At 61.8% G+C, this 20011-nt stretch carries 15 protein-coding genes and 4 pseudogenes; 7 read left to right on the top strand and 12 right to left on the bottom strand.

What is annotated here, in order from left to right; all coding sequences use genetic code 11:
* Window positions 1-917: 917 nt before the first annotated feature.
* Genes QZW03_RS10410 through QZW03_RS10395 form a run of 4 tightly spaced genes read right to left on the bottom strand, consistent with a single transcriptional unit; the run spans window position 918 to window position 8541 of the window.
* Window positions 918-2549: a SpoIIE family protein phosphatase gene (locus QZW03_RS10410; RefSeq protein ID WP_296509933.1), complete on the bottom strand. Its 1632-nt coding sequence runs from the start codon at window positions 2547-2549 to the stop codon at window positions 918-920.
* Window positions 2546-6298 carry a PAS domain S-box protein gene (locus tag QZW03_RS10405; protein WP_296509932.1) on the bottom strand — a complete coding sequence of 1251 codons (3753 nt, stop codon included), beginning with the start codon at window positions 6296-6298 and terminating at the stop codon, window positions 2546-2548. The genes QZW03_RS10410 and QZW03_RS10405 overlap by 4 nt, the downstream gene beginning before the upstream one ends.
* A gap of 44 nt (window positions 6299-6342) precedes the next feature.
* Window positions 6343-7809, bottom strand: coding sequence for a hypothetical protein (locus QZW03_RS10400; RefSeq protein WP_296509931.1), 1467 nt, complete (start codon window positions 7807-7809; stop codon window positions 6343-6345).
* A 33-nt stretch (window positions 7810-7842) separates the two neighbouring features.
* Window positions 7843-8541, bottom strand: coding sequence for a sugar transferase (locus QZW03_RS10395; RefSeq protein WP_296509930.1), 699 nt, complete (start codon window positions 8539-8541; stop codon window positions 7843-7845).
* 114 nt (window positions 8542-8655) lie between these two features.
* Between QZW03_RS10395 and QZW03_RS10390 the strand changes: the two genes are divergently transcribed.
* Genes QZW03_RS10390 through QZW03_RS10380 form a run of 3 tightly spaced genes read left to right on the top strand, consistent with a single transcriptional unit; the run spans window position 8656 to window position 11139 of the window.
* The gene (locus QZW03_RS10390) at window positions 8656-10455 is read left to right on the top strand and encodes a hybrid sensor histidine kinase/response regulator (RefSeq protein WP_296509929.1); all 1800 of its coding nucleotides are present in this window, start codon (window positions 8656-8658) and stop codon (window positions 10453-10455) included.
* Window positions 10455-10859 carry a response regulator gene (locus tag QZW03_RS10385; RefSeq protein WP_296509928.1) on the top strand — a complete coding sequence of 135 codons (405 nt, stop codon included), beginning with the start codon at window positions 10455-10457 and terminating at the stop codon, window positions 10857-10859. The genes QZW03_RS10390 and QZW03_RS10385 overlap by 1 nt, the downstream gene beginning before the upstream one ends.
* The gene (locus tag QZW03_RS10380) at window positions 10843-11139 is read left to right on the top strand and encodes an Hpt domain-containing protein (protein WP_296509927.1); all 297 of its coding nucleotides are present in this window, start codon (window positions 10843-10845) and stop codon (window positions 11137-11139) included. Before QZW03_RS10385 ends, QZW03_RS10380 begins: the two co-directional genes overlap by 17 nt.
* Here the strand turns inward: QZW03_RS10380 and QZW03_RS10375 are convergent.
* The 5 genes and pseudogenes from QZW03_RS10375 to QZW03_RS10355 form a co-directional block, all read right to left on the bottom strand.
* Window positions 11027-11566, bottom strand: a pseudogene (locus QZW03_RS10375) (VOC family protein). The gene QZW03_RS10380 and the pseudogene QZW03_RS10375 sit on opposite strands and share 113 nt — an antisense overlap.
* Window positions 11563-12991 (bottom strand): annotated as a pseudogene (locus QZW03_RS10370) (mannose-1-phosphate guanylyltransferase/mannose-6-phosphate isomerase). Before QZW03_RS10370 ends, QZW03_RS10375 begins: the two co-directional pseudogenes overlap by 4 nt.
* A 32-nt stretch (window positions 12992-13023) precedes the next feature.
* The gene (locus QZW03_RS10365; RefSeq protein WP_296509926.1) at window positions 13024-13278 is read right to left on the bottom strand and encodes a hypothetical protein; all 255 of its coding nucleotides are present in this window, start codon (window positions 13276-13278) and stop codon (window positions 13024-13026) included.
* A gap of 86 nt (window positions 13279-13364) precedes the next feature.
* The gene (locus tag QZW03_RS10360; RefSeq protein ID WP_296509925.1) at window positions 13365-13922 is read right to left on the bottom strand and encodes a sugar phosphate nucleotidyltransferase; all 558 of its coding nucleotides are present in this window, start codon (window positions 13920-13922) and stop codon (window positions 13365-13367) included.
* 110 nt (window positions 13923-14032) lie between these two features.
* Complete coding sequence (locus QZW03_RS10355) at window positions 14033-14719, bottom strand: hypothetical protein (protein ID WP_296509924.1); 687 nt, start codon at window positions 14717-14719, stop codon at window positions 14033-14035.
* 125 nt (window positions 14720-14844) lie between these two features.
* Here QZW03_RS10355 and QZW03_RS10350 point away from each other — a divergent pair, with 125 nt between their 5' ends.
* Window positions 14845-15531 carry a response regulator transcription factor gene (locus QZW03_RS10350; protein WP_296509923.1) on the top strand — a complete coding sequence of 229 codons (687 nt, stop codon included), beginning with the start codon at window positions 14845-14847 and terminating at the stop codon, window positions 15529-15531.
* Here the strand turns inward: QZW03_RS10350 and QZW03_RS10345 are convergent.
* The 3 genes and pseudogenes from QZW03_RS10345 to add form a co-directional block, all read right to left on the bottom strand.
* Window positions 15524-15862 (bottom strand): STAS domain-containing protein, encoded by a 339-nt coding sequence (locus QZW03_RS10345; protein WP_296509922.1) that lies wholly within the window; start codon window positions 15860-15862, stop codon window positions 15524-15526. The two genes, QZW03_RS10350 and QZW03_RS10345, sit on opposite strands and share 8 nt — an antisense overlap.
* A 108-nt stretch (window positions 15863-15970) precedes the next feature.
* Window positions 15971-16672, bottom strand: a pseudogene (locus tag QZW03_RS10340) (transposase); the annotation flags it as partial.
* Window positions 16673-16687: 15 nt separating this feature from the next.
* A pseudogene (gene add, locus QZW03_RS10335) lies at window positions 16688-17665 on the bottom strand (adenosine deaminase); the annotation flags it as partial.
* Window positions 17666-17815: 150 nt separating this feature from the next.
* Between add and yghU the strand changes: the two are divergent.
* Genes yghU through QZW03_RS10320 form a run of 3 tightly spaced genes read left to right on the top strand, consistent with a single transcriptional unit; the run spans window position 17816 to window position 19985 of the window.
* Window positions 17816-18682: a glutathione-dependent disulfide-bond oxidoreductase gene (gene yghU / locus QZW03_RS10330; RefSeq protein WP_296509921.1), complete on the top strand. Its 867-nt coding sequence runs from the start codon at window positions 17816-17818 to the stop codon at window positions 18680-18682.
* On the top strand, window positions 18660-19292 hold the full coding sequence (locus tag QZW03_RS10325) for a tRNA-uridine aminocarboxypropyltransferase (protein WP_296510080.1): 633 nt from the start codon (window positions 18660-18662) through the stop codon (window positions 19290-19292). Before yghU ends, QZW03_RS10325 begins: the two co-directional genes overlap by 23 nt.
* A gap of 51 nt (window positions 19293-19343) precedes the next feature.
* Window positions 19344-19985, top strand: coding sequence for a DsbA family protein (locus tag QZW03_RS10320; protein ID WP_296509920.1), 642 nt, complete (start codon window positions 19344-19346; stop codon window positions 19983-19985).
* The last annotated feature ends 26 nt before the right edge of the window (window positions 19986-20011 follow it).

Here is a 20011-nt window from a genome sequence, read left to right as displayed (position 1 = left end):
CACAGTCTGCACGCCGACAGCTGAGGGCTGAGCCATCCCGTGAACCAGCAATCCTTTCTGCTCGGCTTGGTCTAGTCCACACCTGAAGGCATCGACATCTCTGTTTCCCAGATACATAAGATCTTCGAGGACCCGCAGCGCTAAGCGCTGTTGGGTCAAAGCGCCCAGCGCCTGCAGCAGATGTCGCGCAAGCGAGCTTTACTGCCTCAAACTCGCCCAACTGGCCAACTCGAAGATGGAAGCCCATTTGTTGCGGAGCCTGGCGTTTCAAGCCGACGCACACGACAAGGTGCACTTAAAACTCAGGGGAGGACGCTCATCCGAGCGCCTAATTTATATGCGCTAGGTCAGGGCCAGCCCGCTGGCAGCGTCATCAGTAGCTACGCTGAACTATCCACTACCCACCACGAGCACGACAGCCGCTTCATTCGCATCAACAGCAGCACGACCTGGCGCACGCCTACGGCTGAAAGACCCGACCGAAGCGGTGGGCAAGTCTGATGCCGACCTATATGCCGGCGCCCACGCCAAGCGCGACGAGGAACTGCAGATCATGGCCACCCGCGTAGCTGTGCTCAATCAGGTACACCACGAATACTGAACCGATTGCAGCGAGACCCGGAACGCCCCATGAAAATGCACTTGCTCGAGGCCGAAGGCCTGGTCACAGGCACCGAAAATATTGCCCACGACATCACCGAGTAAAGGATGGCCGACTGCCTGAGGCAACCCTTCAACATGAAGGAGCGGGAAGGCCGTGTCTCCGGCTTAATGGGCATTAGCAGCTACCCGAAACTTGAACGCCATAATGAAACTGCCCTACGAGGCCATGTAAGACACGAAATCGCGCGGGTGCAACGGCGACACCTTCGACGGAGAAGGAACCTCGGCCGGCAGTTCGCGCTGCAGCGGAGCTCCTATGCAGGACAATTGAAGCCGAATTCCATCTGGTTAACGCCAGCGGCATGGTGGTAGCGGAAGCGGTCGGTAAGCGCATTGATGATGTGCAGGCCAAAGCCGCCCTCGCGGTTCAGGTCCACCGGGCCACTGAAGTCTTCGGTCTCGCGCACCGGATCGAAATAAGGGCCCAGCGCCTCAAGTAGCAGGCAAATCTCCTGGCCCACCTTGCGCAGCTGTACCTCTAGCACGGAGTGGCTAATCTCGCTGTTAGAGTGACGAACGGTGTTGGAAAAGGCTTCCACTGCCACCAGCGCTAGCTTGTCGACCAGCTCGGGCGCCAGTTGCAGGTCGCGGGCAAAGTCTTCGATAAAGCCGCGCAGCTCGGTAATATGCTGCAGCGCGCGCGGCAGGCGCAGCATGTGGGGCATGGGGCCGGATTGCGGCAGCTTGGCCACCACCAGCGTCAGGTCGTCGCCCAGCGGCTGTTCGCCGGCAAAGCGCAGTACCGAGGCATAGACCATTTCAACCAGCGCATTGACACCCCAGCCGGCGCCGTGGTAGGCGGCCAGCTCCAGCATCAAGCGCTCTTCGCCGTAGACCTCGCCGGCGGTGTTCTTGGCCTCTGACAGGCCGTCGGAGAAGGAAATCACCGAGGCGCCGGCATGCACCTGGCATTGCTGAGCCTCGTAGACTTCGTCGACCAACACTCCCAGCGGCATGTTCGGCGCGCCGAACTGGCGGGTCTGCCCGCCGTCCAGCACGATCAACGGCGGGTGGCCGCAGCAGACCACGGTGAGCGTGCCGGCGGCCTTGTCCAGGCGGGCGTACAAAAAAGTGACAAAGCTCTCCAGCTGTATTAGCTTGGGCGTGAGCGTGCGGTGGATGGAGTTGACGATCTGCTCCACGCCAAAGCGCTGCCCGTCGCCGGTGCTCAGATGCTGGGTGATCTGGCGCTGCACCTGCAGCTTGACGTCTGCCCCCAAAATCGCCGCCAGCGGGCCCTTGCCCATGACGTCGCCAATGATCAGGTCCACGGTGTCCGGATAGATTGAGATGACTTCGATGAAGTCGCCATTGATGCCCTGCGCCGCCTGCGCCCTTGCCGCGGTGAACAGCCCGCCCGGCGCCAGCGGCACGCTGCCGAACAGCAAGGTTTTCTGGATGCGCGCGCTGTATTCAAACTCAAGGGCAATGCGCTCTTCCAGCGACTGCTGCTTTTGCAGCACGGTGTCGAGCAGGGTCCGGTTCACGTTCTGCAGCGAGATCACGCGCTGGAAGTTGCGGATCTTGTAGCGCAGAAAGCCGAAGTTGAGCGGCTTGGTCATGTAGTCGTCGGCGCCGAGTTCCAGCGCCCGCATGATCTGTGCCTCGGTTTGGTCGCCGGAGGTGACGATCACTGGCATCCAGCGCACCTCCTGCAGTTTGCGCAAGGACTCCAGCACGGCAAAGCCATCGCCGTCCTGCATGCCGATGTCCAGCAACAGCAGGTCGAAGTCCTGCGCATCTAGCAGTTTCAGAGCTTCGTTGCCGCTGGCAGCGGTGAAGACCTTGTGGCCCAACTCCTTGAGCGGGCGCGACAGGATCAAGCGGGCAATGGGTTCGTCGTCCACCACCAAGATGCGCAGGGCAGCGCTAGGGGATTGGTTCATGGAATGTCCAGTATGCAGTTCGGGTGCAGGGTGAGCCAGCGCAGGATTTGGAAGCCGGCGGACTGCATCTCAGCGTCGAGTTGTAGCAGCAGCGCGGCATCGGGCGGCGCCTGCTGGCTCTGGTTCTCGGCTTGGAGTGCCACCTGCGCTAGGCTTTGCAGCCCGAAGGTAGCGGCCAGGCCCTTTAGGGAGTGACAGCGGAGTTTGATCTGGTCCTGCTCATGGCTCCAGGCCTGCTGCATCTGGGCGCGGCGCTGCGGAAGTTCCTCGTAAAAGGCGTGCATTAGGCTGCCGAAAAAGCTCAGGTCGGTCTGGGTGCGCGCCATGGCTCCGTGCGCGTCAATCCCCGGCACTTTGTTGTGCGGGTCGGTGCGCAGGGCGCCCTGTGCATCTAGGTGCTTTCTGGCAATCACGCCCAGCTGCGCACTGGCGTATGCGGTGGGCACCAGGTCCACCGCGCCGGCGTCTATGCAGGCCTGCATCTGCTCTTCTGTGACGCTCTCGGCCAGCACCACCAGGGCCCGGGTGCCGGCCGAGTGGTGGCCGGCCCAATCGCGCAGGCGCGCGCCAGTGGCTGTCGCCAGGTCGGCCAGCAGCAACGCGGCATGGCCCTCGGGGGCCTGCACGGCCGCCAGCTCCTCCGCGTCCAGCAGATGCAGCAGCACGCCCTGTTGCAGCAGGGCTGCGGCATCGGGGGCTGCGGCCTGGCCGCCTATCCAGTAGGCGTGCAGCAAGGCGCCCTCGGGCGGAGCCTGCTCATCCGGCAGCTCCAGGCCCGTCAAGCGCCGCATCTCGGCCACCAGTTCTTCCAGAACAAAGGGCTTGCCGATGTGCGCGTTCATGCCGGCGGACTGGCTTTGCGCGCGGTCTACGGCCGCCAGATTGGCGCTCACGGCAATAATGGGCAGTCGGTTTTGCGCCAGATCAGTGCGAATGGCACGGGCGGCCTGGTAGCCGTCCAACACCGGCATCTGCAGGTCCATCAGCACCACGTCGAAGGCTTCGACGTCCAGGGAGGCGCGCACGACGTCCACTCCCTGCTGGCCGTTTTCCGCAAGGGTGACGCGTGCGCCCTCCGCCAACAACATCTGTTGCATGACCCGCTGGTTGATCGGGTTGTCTTCCACCAACAGCACGCGCATATTTGGCAAGCGGGGGGTGCGTGACACTGCGGCCACCGGCTCGCGTGGCGCGTCAGGCGAGCGCTGCAGCAGGCGGCGTAACATGCCGGCGGTAAAGGGCTTGGCCAGAAATCCGTCGGCCAGTTTGTCGCGCGCCACCATCAGCTGGTGCCGCGCCACGTTGGCGTTGTTGCTGAGCATGACGATCTGCGGCTGTACGTCGCTGTGCTGGGCGTAAAGCGCTCGCAGTTCCTGGAGGGTCTGCCAGCTGTCAGCATCAGGCATATGCCAGTCCAGCAGGATCAGGGTGAAAGGCAGACCGTCACCCTCCAGTCGGCTGCGGACCAGCGCCAGCGCCTGCGTGCAACTATCTGCCGTGGATGCGGGCCCGACCTGCGATTCGGCCAGCCTTGCTAGCAGTTGGCGAGCGCTAGGGCAGGCGTCCACCACCAGTGCAGCCGCCTCCGCTTTGGGCAGCAATAACGCACGTTGAGACGCTGCCGGGACCTGTGCGTCTAACTCGGGCAGGGCCAGCTCCAGGGTGAAAGAAAAGCTGCTGCCCTGCCCAAGCTGGCTCTGCACAGCAAGGCTGCCCCCCATCAGGTGCACTAAGCGCTGTGCCACCGGGAGACCCAGCCCGACCCCGCCATAGGCTCGGGTGTCTCCGGACTCCAGTTGCACAAATTCGCCAAATATCGCTTCCAGCGATTGCGCAGCGATGCCGATACCAGTGTCGCGCACACAAAAAGCCAGGCGGCAGTGGCTCGGGGTCTGCTGCTGTAACTCGATCTGGCACACCACAACGCCGGCGGCGGTAAACTTTATGGCATTGTCCAGCAGGCAGAACAGCACCTGTTGCAGCCGCTTGCCGTCGCCCACTAGGCTGAGGGGCAGGGACTGCGGCACATCAAACAGCACATTGATCTCACTCTCGCCCACGCTCGCTGCGATCACCACAGCCACCTCTTCCAGCCAGTTGTCCACGGCGAAAGGGTAGCAGTGCAGCACCATCCGCTGCACTTCAAGGCTGGTGTAGTCCAGAATACTGTCAACCATGCGCAGCATCAGGCCCGAGACCCGTTCGGCCTGTTGAACGTAATCGCGCTGGCGCGTGTCCAATGGGGTGTATTCTAGGAGCCGCAGCAGGCCCAACACGCCGTTCAAAGGGGTGCGGATTTCGTGGCTCATATTGGCCATGAACTGGGTCTTGACGCGACTGGCCTCCTCGGCACGCTGGCGTGCCTCGTCCATGGACCGGGACAGCAGCGCGGCATCGGTGACATCCATATTGGTGCCCACTATGTATTCCACCCGTCCCTGGGTGTCCAAGCGCGGGCTGCCTAGGGCCTTGATGAGGCGTACCGCGCCATCCGGCCGGATAATGCGGAACTGGTTAACAAATGGAACTCCGCTCGCAATGGTTTGACTGAATGCAGCTACAGCCTGCTCAGCATCCTCGGGATGCAGATGCGAATGCCACAGATCGTAAATAGGCACACGACAGTTCGGGTCGTACGACAGCCCGAACAAGCGGTATTGCTGCGCGTCCCATTTTTGTGCGCCGGTAATCAGATTGAACGACCAGATGCCGATGCCAGCACTTTCGGTGGCCATACGCACTCGCTCCTGCGCGTCCTGTAGCAGCAAGGTTTGCTGTTCGCGCTCCTGCTCAAGGCGCTTGCGCGCGGTGATGTCCACGCGAACCGAGACATATTTATCCACCAGCCCGTCTACCCCCTTGAAGGGCGCAATCATGCTGTCCACCCAGTAGAGCTGGCCCCGACAGTTGCGGTTACAGATTTCGCCACGCCAGGGGCGGCCGCTGGCGATGTCGTCCCACATGGCGCTCCAGAAGGCGGCGTCGTGGTTGCCCGAGTTAAGCAGCCGGTGGTTGCTGCCAATCAACTGCTCGCGGCTGTAGCCGCTGATGTTGCAAAAGGCGACATTTGCGTCAGTTATCCGGCCGTCGCGGTCGGCCACCGATACGATGGCATGGGTGTCCACCGTCTGGCGCAGGGCCTCGGCCTCAAGGAGACTGGCCTTGAGGCGACTCCTGGATTCCTTGAGCTCGGTGATGTCTGTGCAGATTTCAATAAAGCCGACCAGCTTGCCACGCGCATCGAAATCGGGCCGGACGTCGAGGTCACCCCAGTACAGGCTGCCGTCCTTGCGCCGATTGCACACCTCTACTCGGCATGCCTGCGATCCGCTCTTTGCGGCGTGCATTTGGGCCAAGGCAGAAGGCTCACTCATGCCGCTACTAAGCAGGGCCGAGGCATCGGCGCCTAGCACTTCCTCCATGGTGTAGCCCGAAATCCGAGTAAAGCCCTCGTTGACCCAGTAGATGCGGCCCCGCGTATCAAGCAGTACCACGGCGTGGCTGGAAGATTGAACCGCACGGGAAAGGTTTTGTGACTCGCGCCCGTGCACGGCGCGGCTGCGCCAGAGTATCAGGGGTGCACTGATCAATAAAAGGATGAATGCATCCAGCAGATCGGTATGCAGAGCACTGATGTTGAGCATCATATAGTTCAACGCCAGCATGAGGCTGAATTCGCACAGGAACAAGATAACCATAATCTCTAGCGCAAACCGGTTGCGCCGGAGCAATAGCGAGAGTTCCGACATGCAGGCTTGGCTTCCTGGGTGATGTGATCGGGTTACGGCCTGACTCAGCGGCTGCGCCGCAACTGGGCGTAGAGAATTTTGAAACGCCCAGACATGCCGGATTGCACGGCCATGAAGGCATCAGCGGCCGCATAGGCCTCACTGTCTAGGTCGGCGCTGTCTTCGCTCCATGCCGGTGCGTGGAACATGCCGATGGCGGTGCAGCTGAAGAGTTCCTGCCAGTCACGCCCTAGGGCATACCACTCGGCCTCCCGGCGCGGGCGCAGCCCGAACCAACTGCGCCGGCCCTGCACGATGTCAAGCAGCGCGCCGTAGTGCGCCACCAGGCTGTCCGGCGCCTGCGCGCTGTGCGCAAGGCGCACTGTTTGGTGCAGCAGGGCGTCCTGCCCGGCCAGGCGCGACTGCACCACTTGCACCCGGCGCCACAAGCTGCGGCCGCTGAGCAGGCGTTGCAGCAGCAGCGCCAAGGGAAGCAGTGGCAGCAGGGCCAGCGCCACCAGCGCGGCCAGCAGGCGCGAGCTCCAGGGCGTGGCGGCCGTTACACGGCTGCGCAGCGGCGTCATCATGGCGTCCTGCGCGCTTAGCACAGTGCGCACGTCCCACTTAAGGCTTTGAATGGAGTTGCCCTGGGCCACGGCGTTTTCCAGCGCTATCTGGCCGCCCACGTAGGTGTTGCCCATGACTAGCGAGTGGCGCACTCGAGCGCCGCCGGCCACGAAGACGTCGTGCGCCAGCACGCTGTACGGGCCCAGTTCGGCTCCGGCTTCGACCACGCAGCCAGCTCCCACCAACACCGGACCGTGGATCTGGGCTTCGGCATGGATCACTGCGTCCGGACTGATTGCGCCCCAGGGCATGCGCAGCCAGGAGGCCGGAATGGCCGCTTCTTGCATGCCGTCGAGTGCGTGCTGTTGCGCCGCCAGCAAGTCGGCGGCGTTCAGGTTTTGGGCAAATTCGGGGCCGGTGGCAAACATGCAGCGGGACCCCAGCATACCGCGCGCGCGCGCGGAAAGCTCGCTGTAGTCGGCATGCGGGCCGAGTGCGGCCAGCTCTTCGGCGCTGGCGCTGAACCAGCCGGTCCACAGCACATCTGCGGCCACCTGAAGGGCCACACCACTGCCCTGCAACAGTTCACCGATGATGCGGCTGGCCACCCACTGGTGGGCGTGGCCTATTAGCACCTGCTCATGCGGCGCCAGGCCCATACCGCGCAGCACGGTGTAAGGGGTAGCCGATTCTTTGGCATGTTGCCAATTAAGTTGGATGCCCCAGGGCGCGCCGTCCTGAAGGGTGGCGCGCAGGGCTTCAGGGTGTTCGCTGACCACCACATCGATCTGGCGCACGCCGGCCAGCGCGCAACTGTCCATCACACGCTCGGCAAAGCTGGCGCTGCCCAGCGGTAGCAGGCACGCGAGCATGTGCTCGTCGCCAGGCACATCGGCTGCACACTCTTGGGTCATGAACAGCACCACCCTGATGGGGCGCGGGCTGGAAGGGCGGATGTCTTGCATCGTGTATGGGATGGAGAGAGCGAGGGGTAGGGATCAATAGGCGCCGCGGCCGAACAGGACTGCGGGAATGGTCTTGAACAGCACCTTGATGTCGATCCACAGCGAGCGCTGGTGAATGTAGTCGAGGTCCATTTCCACCTGCTGGTCAAACGGGATTTCCGAGCGGCCATTGACCTGCCAGAAACAAGTCAGGCCGGGCACTACGCTCAGGCGTTCGCGGTCGCGCAGGGTGTACTTGGCCACCTCGGCTGGCATAGGCGGGCGCGGACCGACCAGGGTCATCTTGCCGGTCAGAACGCACCAGAGTTGGGGCAGCTCGTCGATGCTGAAGCGGCGGATGAAGCGGCCGATAGGGGTGATGCGAGGGTCTCGCTTCATCTTAAAGGTGACACCGGCGGCTCCGTGCTGGTTCTGAGCGGCAATCTTGGCACGCATGGCGTCAGAATCCACGCACATGGAGCGGAACTTCGGAAAGGCGAATTCCTGGCCACGCCGACCCACGCGCTTTTGCCAATATAGCACCGGCCCTCCGTCGTATAGGCGTATGCACAGGGCCACCACCAAGAACAGGGGGGCAAGCAGCAGCAGGGCAGGCAGCACCACCCAAATATCCACCGTGCGCTTGACTGCATTAAGGGTGTTGACCTTGATGCGCCATACGACGCGTTTCCAGGCTGCCCGAAACTGGTTGGTGCGCTGGCTCGGCATATGTGGGAGTTTGGCTTTTTTCATGGTGTGGGCGGCTCGCGTTACGGTTACAGTAAACACTATATGTGCATTACAGACCAGCACCGCTGCCAACTTGTGACCGGATTGTGAATTCCGGAACGCGCCCGCCGACAGCCCATGTACCCTCCCACCCCCACTGAAGATTCGCTCACGGTAATGGTGGCCGACGACATCGGGCCCAGCCGCCAGCAGCTGATTCAGGTGGTGCGCGAGCTGGGCCATGTGGCCCTAGAGGCCGCCAGCGGCGCGGAGGCCTTGTATCTGATCGAACGCAATCCGCCGGATGTGCTGCTGCTGGACCTGTTGATGCCCGACATGGACGGCTTTGCGGTGGCGCGCGCGGTGCGCCAGCAGATCACCGGCAAATGGCTGCCAGTAATTGTGTTGTCTGCGCTAAAGGGGGACGAGCACTTTGCCCGGGCGCTGGCCAGTGGCGCAGCGGATTTTCTGGTCAAGCCGGTAAGCCCAGTCATTATGCGGGCCAAGCTGCGCCAGTATCAGCGGGTGCTGAACTTGCAGAGCCGCGTGGCCATGATGGCGAAGCGTCAGCAGGCCATCAATGAACATATTACCGACGCCATCATCACGATTGATGAGCATGGCTTGGTCTGCGAGCTCAACCGCGCGGCGCGCGCACTATTTGCGATTGCCTCGGATCAGGACCCAGCCGGCATGGCGCTGCAAACTCTGACCGGACTGGATGTGGCCGAGCTGCTGGACCGACCCGAGGTAGCGCTGGGAGCTAATGAGCAGGTGCGCACGCCGTTTTCGGTGTCGCACGAGCGCTGGAGCATTGGGTCGCAGACATTCCGCACCATCGCTCTGCACGACTTGCGCGAAACACGTCGTATTGAGCGCATGAAGGACGAGTTTCTGGCCATGGTGAGCCACGAATTGCGCACGCCGCTGACCTCCATCCTGGGCGCTTTGGGCCTGCTGGCGGTGGGCTCGGGCGGCAGCCTGCCGGAAGCGGCGCTCGTGCTGCTGCAGGTGGCTAAGCGCAATGGCGACCGCCTGAACCAGCTTATTGACGATGTGCTGGACCTGACCAAGCTAGAGGGTAACCACATGCCGCTCAATCTGCGTCCGGTGGAATTGGCGCCGCTGATCCGCGAGTCCCTGAGCGCTAACACCAGCTATGCGCAACGCACAGATGTCAGCCTAGTGTTTGACGATGCAGCGCCCGATTGCCTCGTACAGATGGATCCGGACCGCTTTCTACAGGTCATGGCCAACCTGTTATCAAACGCCATCAAGCACTCGCCTGCGGGCAAGACGGTGCGCGTGCTGCTGACGCGGGACTGGCAAACGGTGCAGGTTGCGGTGGTAGACGAGGGCCCGGGCATTGACCCGGCCTTTCGCAAAAGGCTGTTCGAGAAGTTTTCGCAGGCCGACGCCTCGGACCGGCGCCCGGTGGGCGGCACCGGCCTGGGCCTGTATATCAGTCGCATTCTGGTGGAGAAAATGGGAGGAACGGTGAGCGCGGATGCGGGCGACATTGGCGGCTCCACCTTCCGTGTCAGCCTGCCCTGCCTGCAGCGCACGCCCGACGGGCCTTGGATTTTGTGCCTGGCCCACGACCACCAGCAGCAGGAGCGCCTGGCCGACTGGCTAGGCGATCTGGCTCCAGTGGATGTGGCTGCCAACCTAGCCGGTGCCGAGACCCTTATCCGCCAGCGAGGACTGCCTGCGGTGCTGCTAGCCAACCCGCAGGCCCAGGGCCCAGCGGATGATTTTTGCGCGTGTCTGCAGCGACAACTGACGCCGGCGCGCGTGCTGCTGGTCAGCGATGCTCTGAACGCTGGCTTTGCCGCGCGCTATGGTATGGGCTGGCTAGCAGCAAGCGGCGTGAAGCGCCAGGACATGCAGGCCAGCGTGGCCGCGATTCTGGCGCAAACCGGCAAAGGAGTGGGCTGATGGAACAAGGGGAAGCATTTGAACGCGTGATGTGCGTGGAAGACGACCCCGACATCCGCCTGATTCTGGATTTCAGCCTGGCCCGCCTGGGTGGATTGACACTGTGCCTATGCGAAGGCGGGGAGCAGGCGCTTCAGCGGGTGCAGGACTTCCGGCCCCAATTGTTGCTGCTGGATGTGATGATGCCGGATATGAGCGGGCCCGAGACCCTGGTGCAGCTGCGTGCGCTGCCGCAGATGCAGGGTGTACCGATTGTATTTCTGACCGCCAAGGCCATGCAGGACGAGGTGGAGGCGCTGCTGGAGCACGGGGCCACGGGCGTGATCGTCAAGCCCTTTGACCCGGTGGCCCTGCCAGGGATCATCCGTATCTACTGGGACCATGGGCGTGACACCCAAGGTTGAGAGCGTGGACCCGGCGTTTGCCGCGCAGTTTCGCAAAATCCAGCAAACCTTTGTGGCCGGTCTGGCGCAGCGCCTGCACGACATTCAACACGCCCTCGATGCCCAAGCGCGCCATATGGCACTACACCGCTTGGCCGGTGCGGCCGGCAGTTATGGCTTCGGCGAACTCAGCCTGCTGGCGCGCGAGGCCATGGAGGTCGAATGCGCTGCGCCTGAACGCCTGCAGGCGGTGCTTCAGCGCCTAGCCGCTGCGGTGGCGGAGCTGGTCCAGCCCGACTAACACTCACAGGCCGTTCCACCGGCAAGACCTTGATCCCGTAGATTTCAAGCGGCAATTGGTCCGGGTCCTGGAGGAACATAAAGCGTTTGCCCGTGTGCTCATCCAGGCGCACCGACTCCAGTGCAATTCTCAGTGATCCCGGGTGAGTCACCCAAGCCTTGAGGTCACCCACGGTAAAGGCTAGGTGGCGCAGGCCGCAGGCTTCCGTGTAAGACGGGCGTACTCGGACTTGGGGCATGGAAAATAGCTCGACCTGGCCGCCGTCGGGCAGTTGCAGGTCAAGTCTCTAGGAGTCGAGTGCGACGCGGTAGTTCTCGGCCAGCACCGCCAGGCCAAGCACCTCGGTATAGAAACGGCGCGTCACGGCATAGTCCGAGCGAATGATGGCGGAGTGGTGTAGGCGCAGCACGCCGGGTGTCGCTGTCATGCCGGCACGCGACCGTACACGTCGTCAAAGCGCACGATATCTTCTTTGCCTAAGCAGCTGCCAGACTGCACTTCAATCATTTCCAGTTCCACACGACCCGGGCTTTTCAAGCGATGCACGGTACCCAGGGGGATATAGGTGGACTGGTTCTCCGAGAGGAGCAGCGTTTCATCGCCTTTGGTGACACAGGCCGTTCCGCTGACCACAATCCAGTGCTCGGCGCGGTGGTGGTGCATTCGCGGCGAAAGGCTGGCACCGGGTGAGACCACTATACGCTTGACCTAAAAGCGCGCGCCCATGTCTACGCTGTCATACCAACCCCAGTGACGGTAGAGCTTGCGGTGGTTCTGTTCCTCGGCACGACCTTCGCGCTGCAGGTGGGTGACGATCTTTTTGACATCCTGCGTGCGGTCCTTGTGCGCCACGAGGATGGCGTCCGGCGTTTCGACTACCACTATGTTGTCCACACCAACGCAGGCCAACAGGCGGCCTTGCGAAAATGCCAAAGTGTTGTGGCCGTCTTCTAGTATCACGTCCCCGCGTGCGACATTGCCGTGAGCGTCCTTCGCCAGCACGTCCCAGAGAGCGTCCCAGGCGCCCACATCCGACCAGCCGACCGACAGAGGCAGCACCAGCGCCTGCGGAAATTGCGGCACCACAGGTTGCTGTGTGATGCGCTCCATCACGGCGTAGTCGATCGAGTCGGACGGGCAGAGATTAAATGCCGCTCCATCCACACGAGCGAATTCACCATCATTTTTTCCGGAGCGCCAAGCGTTTTCGTAAGCCGCCAAAGTATCGGGGCAGCAGATCCGCATGGTAGCCAGCCAGACCGAGGCGCGCAGCATGAAGATGCCAGCATTCCACAGAAAATTAACGTCTGCGATATCGCCCTGTGCCGTTTCGCGTTGGGGCTTTTCAACACAACGCTGGATGGTGCGCGCTTCGCCCTGGGCTGCGGCTGAGCTGCACTGAATGTAGCCGTATCCGGTCTCCGGTCGGGTCGGGGTGATGCCAAAGGACACCACGGCGCCCTGCTGGGCACACTGGCCTGGAAGGCCGCGCCGTCCACGATGACATGGTCGGCTGGCATGACCAGCAGCACCGGATCTGCCCCGTTGCGCATAGCTTCGAGTGCTCCTACGGAGAGCGCAGGTACTGTATTTTTTCCACTGGGTTCCAGAATCAGCGTGCCGCTCTGTCCGATGCAACGCACTTGCTCGGCGATAGCAAAGCGGTACTCTTCATTGCACACAATCAGTGGCACCAGGGTGTGTTCCGCCAAGCCGCTGACACGCTGCAGAGTGGCCTGGAACAGAGAATCGGAGCCAGTCAGTTGCAGCAACTGCTGGGGTATTTTTCGCGGGAGAGGGGCCAGAGCCTAGAACCGGAGCCGCCGCAGAGCACGAGAGGTTGGATTTGTATGGTGTTTGGATGGGAGTGGAGGAAGAGTGTTTTCAAGCGCGGGCATCACCCCAGCGCAATTGGGTGGGGTCGTCGTCGCTGTAAAGGGTTTCGCCATAGCGGCCCACGCAGTACTGCCGCGACATAATCATCTCGTTGAAATAGGTATCGGCCGGAATGCAGGTGTATTCAAAAATCACGCTGCGCGTGACCTTGGCGCCTGAGCGGATGACGCTACTGTGGCCCATCCAGGCTGGGCCGACAATGGTCGCGCCAGGCTCCACACGAACGCTGGAGCCAAAATACACCAGCCTCTCGATCTTGACCTGGTCCTAGGGAATCGAGGTGTTGAGGCCGACCCAGACGCCTTGCCGCACCTCCTTGCCCGGCATTCTCATGTCGGTAATCTCCCCCTTGATAACACGCTGCAGCACCGACCAATAGTCGCTGACTTTGCCGATGTCAATCCAATGGAAGGACCGGTTTTGCACAAAAAATGGCAAGTCCTGTACCACCAGCTGCGGAACAGTTCCGCACCGATGTCACATACCTTGCGCTGCGGTACAAGGGACAGCACCTCTGACTCGAAGATGTAGATGCCGATGCTGGCCAGCGCGCAATTGGCCTTGTATTCCTTGATGGCAGCCGTGATATCCAAATCGATCAGGGCATCGCCGCACAACACCAGCGTGGTCTCGTCAAAGAAGCCGCTGAAGTCTTGGATCCTGCGCATGCCGCCTGTCGAGCCCATTGGCATGGGCAGAATGTCGCCGTGGTCTCGCACTCCTTCATAGGAGTAGCCTATCTCCACCCCCCAGCTACTGCCGTCGTCAAAGTATTCTTCAATGCGCTGGTGGTGGTAGGCCACGTTGATCATGATCTCGTTTATGCCGTGGCTCGCCAGGTGATCAATCAGGTACTCCCTCACCGGCTTGCCCAGTATCGGCACCATGGGCTTTGGCAAATCACGTGTCAGGGGGCGCTCGGGTGCCCTGTCCCGCCGCCAAAATCATCCCTTTTGCGATGTCATCTTCTCGATTGTCATTTGGGTTAGTTGCCGATTCAGGCGAGGTAGTGTGAGCGCTGCGCATCTAGCACCAGAGATCCGAACTCGCGTGGTGCATCGCGATCGAAAGTCAGTCCAAGCTGGATTTGGTGCCCACTTTTAGTGATGTGCGCCACCCGCAACTTGCCCAGAGAAATCCGGTTATTGCCGGATTGCAGAATGGAGTCTTCGGAAATTTTGTTCAGTGCCGGCAAGTCGTTTCTGTAACGCAGGTCCCACTCGACTGCTAGACCACCGAGGCTGACGTTCTGCACCCGGCAGACGATATCATTGAGGTGTGGGTCCGGCGAACTGAAGTGCAGAAAATGCCCCGCCGGTGCTGGGCTGCGGTAACTATCACGCGCCTGGGAAACGTCGATCCAGGCGGGAAAGCTCAGCGAGAAACAGTCGCTGGTGCCAGCGCGCGCGCGCATGGTGCCGGAGGCCAGGAAGTTGGCCCCGCTGGGGGTGCGGCCTATCATGGCATAGGGTGTGTCCGATCGCACCGTCACATCGCGCACACCGGTGCACACCACTTGCAGGCTGCCATCGGCGGCCTCAAACCCTGTCATGCGCGCCATTGTGTGAGCATCGCTGGAGGCAATCATGAGCATCAGGTAAACGCCCTGCTCCAGGTGCCAGTCAAAATAGGCACGGATTTGAGTGGGATTGGTGACCTGGGAGAGCAGTGCCGAGGGTGACATGATGTACGCGTCGATTCAAAACTGTGATGCAATAGATGGAGAATAATCAAGCCCCCACAATGAATTGTGATGTAAGTGTGAACTTGGCGGGCGTTGGCGATTCCCTCCAAAAAGGAAACAAAGCAATGCACATCGGGGTACTGGAGGACGACACGGATCAGCAAGCGCTGGTAGAGCTGTGGCTGCGCAGCGCGCAACACAGCGTGAAAATATTTGGTACGGTGACCGAAATGCTAGCAGCCCTCAAGGGCGGCAGCTTCGATGCGCTGCTGCTGGATTGGATGCTGCCAGATGGCGATGGCGGAGAGGTGATACGGTGGGTACGCCAAAGCCAAGGCTGGAAGCTTGCCATCGTGGTGCTAACCTCTCGCGATGACGAGCAAACCGTGGTAGAAGCCCTGCAGGCCGGTGCCGATGACTTTGTGGTCAAGCCGGCCAAGCAGCAAGAGCTCAATGCTCGCCTGCATTCAGCTGCGCGCAGAGCTAGACCCGGTGGCCTGCCGGTAATGCGCATGGGCACCTATGAGATTGATGTACCCAGGCACAGCCTACTTTTGAATGGCAAGGCAGTCACCCTAACGCAAAAGGAATTTGATTTGGCGGTGTACCTATTTCAGAACCCAGCCAAGCTCATGTCACGCGACCATTTGTTAGACAGCATCTGGGGCATTAGCAGCGAGGTGAATTCACGAACCGTAGACACCCATATCAGCCGCATCCGCAAGAAGCTCAAGCTCGACGGTTCAATGGGCTGGAAGATGGTGCCGGTTTATGGCTTTGGCTATCGGCTGGCCCGCGTGGACTCTAGCTGAAGGACCCCACAGCGCCTTCGGCGTTCTCGTGGATGCTGAAGACGCGGTGCATGCGCATCAACTCGAACAGGGCCATTACCGAGCGCGATATATTACTCAGGCGGAAATCGCCCTTGCGGCTGTTGGTATCACGCAGGCATGAGATCAGCGCACCCAGGCCCGAGCTGTCGACGAACTTGAGGTGGGACATATCCAACACCACGCGCGTCTGTTCTTTGATTAGCTTTTGCATGCCGTCGCGAAAGTCGCGCACGTTGCTAGCGTCGAGATTGTCTCCCTGCACCTGGATAACCAATACGTTGTCGCCCTGAATACTATTAAGTAGTTCCACGTTGTGCTCCGAATGTGAAATCAAGAAAATCTTACATGCGTTATTAGACTAGTGATGCAAGCCAAGACTGTGTCTAAATTGTGGCCGTGTGGACGCTTGCAAGCGCACTCATGCCTGCGCCCTCTGCAAAAGCACCTTCCTGGCTATCCAGATGTTGGACAACGCAAACAAGGTAATGGGTTGAGCCGTGTTCTAAGCCAGCCCGCGACAGCGGGCCTTGCCATGACCGCACTGGCGTTTGATCACCCGAAATGGGTGCTCCAGTTTGACTTGCACACCTGCCTTGAGTTTTTCAGCCTGTTCCGTGAGTGCACCCCAGGGCGTGAGCCTTTGCTGTTTTCGCTTGCCTAGCCGAATGGCAATCTGCCAGTCCACGCCACTGGCCTCATCTCGCTTGGACGCGCCTTGATAACCAGCATCAGCGAAGACAACCTGCTCCTCTCCGCAGCAGTGCGTGACCGTTGTGACATTATTGGCGTTGGCTGCGGTGCCAATGACGGTGTGCACCAAGCCGGAATCAGCATCCGTGCCAATATGCGCCTTCATTCCAAAGTGCCACTGGTTGACCTTCTTGGTCTTATGCATCTCGGGGTCGTGTTCGCCGATCTTGAGCAACAGGCCGTGGGCTGTGTGTTTGGCGTCGATGACCTTCAGAAGCTTCAGACTCAGGTCGTGCTCTACGAGCAGACGCCTGAACCTCAGAATGCTGACTCGGTCAGGAATAGGCTGGGTGCCACCAATACCTACGAAATCACGCAAGAAGCCGGTCTAGAACAAAGCTTCTTCATCAGCCAGTCCGCCGGGCTGCCGAGCCGCCAGCCTCTTAAGTAACCCCACCTTCACCTCCTCACTCGCAAAACTAGCCTCAATCGAAGTCCGCGCCACTTCCAGCGTCACTTCATCAGTCCACCCAAACGCCTGCCGGCACAGCGCGTACTCCCCCACCAGACTCGCACCCAGCAATGCCGGGTCATCCGTGTTGAGGGATACACGCACACCGGCTAGCCGCAACCGCTCAATGGGGTGTTCTTCAATCGACGGATAAACCCCCAACACGAGGTTGGACGTGGGACACACGCCAAGTGGAATCTGCCGGTCCGCCAGCATGCGCACCAGCGCCGGGTCTTCGATGGCGCGCACGCCGTGGTCGATGCGGTCAGCGCCCAGTAGCTCCACGGCATCCCACACGCCTTCTGGCCCGCTGGATTCGCCCGCGTGCACGGTGCGGCGCAGGCCGGCACGGCCCGCTTGGCGGAAGGCCTCCGCAAACCGGGGGCCGGTGCGGCCGGCGGTGGCCTCGTTGCCGTCTACCGACAGGGCCACCACGCGCGGGTGGCGCAGGGTGGTGAGGGTGTTCACCAATTCGATAGCCTCGTTGGCCGACTGGGTGCGCAGCAGGCTGACGCACAGGCCCACGCCGGGCAAGCCGTCTTGCTCCGCTGCCGTAAAGCCCGCGTCGATGGCGTCGAGCATGGGGCCCAGGCGGCCGTGCCATGCGTGCCAGTGGGTGGGATTGAAAATGACATCCGCATAGCCGGTACCGTTGGCGGCCAGCCGCTGGCTGAGGCCGTAGGCCAGCTCCACCAGCCGGTCTTGCGTGCGGGCCAGGCCGCAAGCCAGATCCAGAAAACCCAAAAAGTCCGCTAGGCCCGAGAACTTGAACAAGTCTTCCTGCGGGCGGGGCAGGGCCACGCCTTCTGTTGTGGCCCACTGCGCAATCAGCGCGGCTTCAAAGCAGCCTTCCAGGTGCAGGTGCACCTCCGCCTTGGGCAGCGCTTTCAGGCGAGCGTGCTCGTCTTGCATTGCCGGCGCGCTCATAGCGGGATCGTTGACTTTGTTGGTTGTTGCCATGGTGGAAACCTTTATACCCCCGAATGCCTGCAGCCCGAGCCGCTTTCTGTTTCACGAATATCATGGAATCAGCAAACCGCCCATCATTCCGGAGCACCCCCCATGAGCGACACCACCCAATATGTACCCCCCCAAGTCTGGACTTGGGACAAAGACAACGGCGGCGCGTTCGCCAACATCAACCGCCCGATTGCCGGCCCCACGCACGACAAAGAATTGCCCGTAGGCAAGCACCCACTGCAGCTCTATTCGCTGGGCACGCCCAATGGCGTGAAAGTGACCATCCTGCTCGAAGAGCTGCTGGCGCTGGGCCACACGGGCGCCGAGTACGACGCGTGGCTGATCAACATCCGTGATGGCGATCAGTTCGGCTCCGGCTTTGTGGACATCAACCCCAACTCCAAAATCCCCGCCTTGCTGGACCGCAGTGGAGCGGAGCCCTTGCGCGTGTTTGAGTCGGGCTCCATCCTGCTGTACTTAGCTGAAAAGTTCGGGGCGTTTTTGCCCAAAGACCTTGCAGGCCGCACCGAGACGCTGAACTGGTTGTTCTGGCAAATGGGCAGCGCGCCCTATTTGGGCGGCGGCTTCGGGCATTTTTATGCCTATGCCCCTACCAAGATCGAATACGCCATTGACCGCTTTGCCATGGAAGTCAAACGCGAGCTCGACGTGCTGGACCGCCGCCTGGCCGACCACGAATACCTGGCGGGCAGCGAGTACACCATTGCCGACATGGCGGTGTTCCCCTGGTACGGCGGCTTGGTCAAAGGCTGGAACTATGGTGCTGCCGAGTTCTTGAGCGTGCACGAGTACAAGCATGTGCAACGCTGGGCAGACCAACTCTACGCCCGCCCCGCCGTGAAGCGCGGTCGCATGGTTAACCGGGTTACCGGTGAGCCGTCAGAACAACTGCGCGAGCGCCACGACGCCAGCGACTTTGACCGCGCTGCTCCCGCAGCGCCGCAATAGTATTTCTTCCACCCACGGCTCGCGCCCGGTGTGCGCGGTGTGTTTGCGCCCGCAAATCACCTGTATTTGCGGCTGGGTCACGCCCACGCCGGCTGCGTGCGAGGTGCTGATACTGCAGCACCCGCTGGAACAGCACCACGCCAAAAACAGTGCGCGCCTGCTGCACTTGAGCCTGCCCGGTAGCCAGTTGGTCGTGGGCGAGGTGTTTGACCACGCCACCTTGCAGAGCCTGTGGCCCGGGCCAGCCTACACCGTGTTGCTCTACCCCCCGACCGATTACCCCGACCACGCAGCACCTGCCCCGCTGGATGCCGGCCGCTTGGGCAACCCGGCCGGCGTGCGGCTGGTGGTGCTGGACGCTACCTGGCGCAAAAGCCGCAAGATGCTGCACCAAAGCCCGGCCCTGCAAGCGCTGCCCCGGCTGGTGCTCAACACGGTGCCCGAGGGCCGCTACGCCATCCGCAAGGCCCACGCGCCGGGGCAGCTCTCCACCCTGGAGGCGACCTGCGCCGCCTTGGCGCAGCTCGAAGGCAACGCAGCGCGCTGGCAACCCCTGCTAGCCGCGTTTGACGGCTTTGTGGCGCAGCAACAGGCGTGGTCCGGACGCTAGCCCGGCACCTGTGGCTCTGGCCGTGGCCGTGGCCGTGATCCAATGGGCACCATGACCCATTCCCCCGACCCCCTGCCCCGGCTCATCCATGTCCACGACCCTATGTGCAGTTGGTGCTGGGCGTTCCGCCTCGTCTGGGCACAGTTGCGGGCTCAGCTCCCGGCAACGCTAACGGTGCAGCGCAGGGTGGGCGGGCTGGCGCCTGACAGCGACCTTCCCATGGAGCCGGCCATGCAGGCCAAATTGCAGGCGATCTGGCGGAGCATTGAACTCCGGGTACCGGGCACGCGGTTCAACCACGACTTCTGGACCCGGTGCACACCGCGCCGCTCCACCTACCCCGCCTGCCGTGCCGTGCTACTAGCGCGGCAGATGAATCCCGACACGGAGGAGGCGATGGTGCAGGCGATTCAGGAGGCGTATTACCTGCAGGCCCGCAACCCGTCGGACACCAGCACGCTGGTGGCGCTGGCCGAGTCGCTGGGCTTGGACGCTGCCGCGTTCGACGCCGCGCTCTCCAGCCCGGCGCTGGATGAGGCACTGCACGCGGAGCTTGCTGCCGTGCGGCGCTTGCCGATCCAGGGCTTTCCCAGCCTGGTGCTGCAAACAGCCCGGGGCGTTTACCCGATTGCCCTGGACTACCTCGACGCGGCCCCCATGCTGCAGCAGATCGAAGTGGCGCTAAAGGCCTAGCGCATCTGCATTTAGTGCCAAATCGG

Origin of the sequence: Rhodoferax sp., from assembly GCF_013297935.1 — a bacterium.
Classification (GTDB): domain Bacteria; phylum Pseudomonadota; class Gammaproteobacteria; order Burkholderiales; family Burkholderiaceae_C; genus Allorhodoferax.
Note: the sequence above shows the minus strand (reverse complement) of the source record. Positions and strands in the feature narration are given on the sequence as shown.

Excerpts from the sequence above, each read along its gene's own strand:
- QZW03_RS10350 (WP_296509923.1), top strand. The coding sequence starts at position 14,845 with ATGCACATCGGGGTACTGGAGGACGACACGGATCAGCAAGCGCTGGTA.
- QZW03_RS10390 (WP_296509929.1), top strand. The coding sequence starts at position 8,656 with ATGTACCCTCCCACCCCCACTGAAGATTCGCTCACGGTAATGGTGGCC.
- QZW03_RS10360 (WP_296509925.1), bottom strand. The coding sequence starts at position 13,922 with ATGGTGCCGATACTGGGCAAGCCGGTGAGGGAGTACCTGATTGATCAC.
- QZW03_RS10395 (WP_296509930.1), bottom strand. The coding sequence starts at position 8,541 with ATGAAAAAAGCCAAACTCCCACATATGCCGAGCCAGCGCACCAACCAG.
- QZW03_RS10410 (WP_296509933.1), bottom strand. The coding sequence starts at position 2,549 with ATGAACCAATCCCCTAGCGCTGCCCTGCGCATCTTGGTGGTGGACGAC.
- QZW03_RS10320 (WP_296509920.1), top strand. The coding sequence starts at position 19,344 with ATGACCCATTCCCCCGACCCCCTGCCCCGGCTCATCCATGTCCACGAC.
- QZW03_RS10355 (WP_296509924.1), bottom strand. The coding sequence starts at position 14,719 with ATGTCACCCTCGGCACTGCTCTCCCAGGTCACCAATCCCACTCAAATC.
- yghU (WP_296509921.1), top strand. The coding sequence starts at position 17,816 with ATGAGCGACACCACCCAATATGTACCCCCCCAAGTCTGGACTTGGGAC.
- QZW03_RS10400 (WP_296509931.1), bottom strand. The coding sequence starts at position 7,809 with ATGCAAGACATCCGCCCTTCCAGCCCGCGCCCCATCAGGGTGGTGCTG.
- QZW03_RS10405 (WP_296509932.1), bottom strand. The coding sequence starts at position 6,298 with ATGTCGGAACTCTCGCTATTGCTCCGGCGCAACCGGTTTGCGCTAGAG.
- QZW03_RS10385 (WP_296509928.1), top strand. The coding sequence starts at position 10,455 with ATGGAACAAGGGGAAGCATTTGAACGCGTGATGTGCGTGGAAGACGAC.